General features: G+C 51.3%; 1 protein-coding gene. It reads right to left on the bottom strand.

Annotation, left to right across the window (positions count from 1 at the left end; genetic code table 11):
* Positions 1–99: 99 nt before the first annotated feature.
* Positions 100–1,065, bottom strand: coding sequence for an IS5 family transposase (locus tag ACTQ33_RS17085; protein WP_205492041.1), 966 nt, complete (start codon positions 1,063–1,065; stop codon positions 100–102).
* Positions 1,066–1,133 lie beyond the last annotated feature (68 nt).

Raw genomic sequence — 1,133 nt, 5'->3', positions numbered from 1 at the left:
GGCAGCACCGCACAATTGCTGAGGCAAGCGCTGTCGAATCACCCATCAGGCAGGAAACCATAGGCTTCCCGGCGCATTTCTTCGCGAGAGCGCACAACTTCAAGCCGCCAGGCAGGGCCTGTCAGCCAGAAGCAGATTCGCCAATGCGAACATGATATTGAATTTGGCTCGCTGCTTTTCGAGCCCTCGGTATCGCGTTTTTCGAAATTGCAGCTGTTTCTTGACGACACCGAATACGTGCTCTACTTTTGCCCGAACAGAAGACTTTGCGTGTTCTACTTTCTTTGCGGCATACTGGCCGCTCTTGCTCAGCTTTTTTAATTGAGATGGACGTCGGTTAATTTTGTATTTGATCTTGCGTCCGGATTTGTTCCGAACGATCGCGTCCTCACGGTTCCCGGCTCCAAGATAGCCACTATCGCCGTAAACGACATCTTCCTCACCGGTCAGCAGGGATGAAGTCTGCGTCACATCATGGACATTGGCTGGTGTCGCCTCCACTGTGTGTACCAGTCCGCTGTCCTTATCCACACCAACATGGGCTTTATAGCCAAAGTGCCATGTGTTGCCCTTCTTGACCTGATGTGCATCCGGATCCCGCTTTTTCTCCTTGTTCTTGGTGGAAGACGGCGCGGAAATAATGGTGGAATCTACGATCGTTCCCTTTTTCAGGATAAGGCCCTGTTCAGTGAGCGCGGTAACAACTTGTGCAAACAGTTTCTCCTGCAGTCCATTCTTCACCAACAGGTTCCGAAAGCGGCCAATGGTATCTCCGTTCGGCACCTGATTGCTGGAATCAACGCCGCAGAAATCTGAAAATGCCCGGCTGTCGATTGCCTCCGCCGCTGTTGCTTCATCACTCAGGTCATACAGATTTTGCAGCAGATACAACCGCAGCATGGTCTCCAGTGGATAGGGTTTATTGCCGCGCTCTCCTTTGTAATAGCACGGCTGGATCAGCGTAAGCCATTCCTTCCACGGGACGATCCGCTCGATCTGGGCTAGAAATTCTTTCTTCTTTGTCCGTACCTGCGCCAACTCATCACTAAGCGCAGACATTGTCATCTGTTTATCCATGGTCTTATTATATCACTTCTGGCAGTATCGCGCCTACTTTTCTGTGCGGTATTGCC

The sequence above is a fragment of the Candidatus Avoscillospira sp. LCP25S3_F1 genome, assembly GCF_052117125.1.
Classification (GTDB): Bacteria; Bacillota; Clostridia; order Oscillospirales; family Oscillospiraceae; genus Avoscillospira_A.
This window is presented reverse-complemented; position numbering and strand designations above follow the sequence as displayed.

Bases quoted from the DNA above. Each gene is read 5' to 3' on its own strand.
- ACTQ33_RS17085 (WP_205492041.1), bottom strand. From the start codon at position 1,065: ATGACAATGTCTGCGCTTAGTGATGAGTTGGCGCAGGTACGGACAAAG.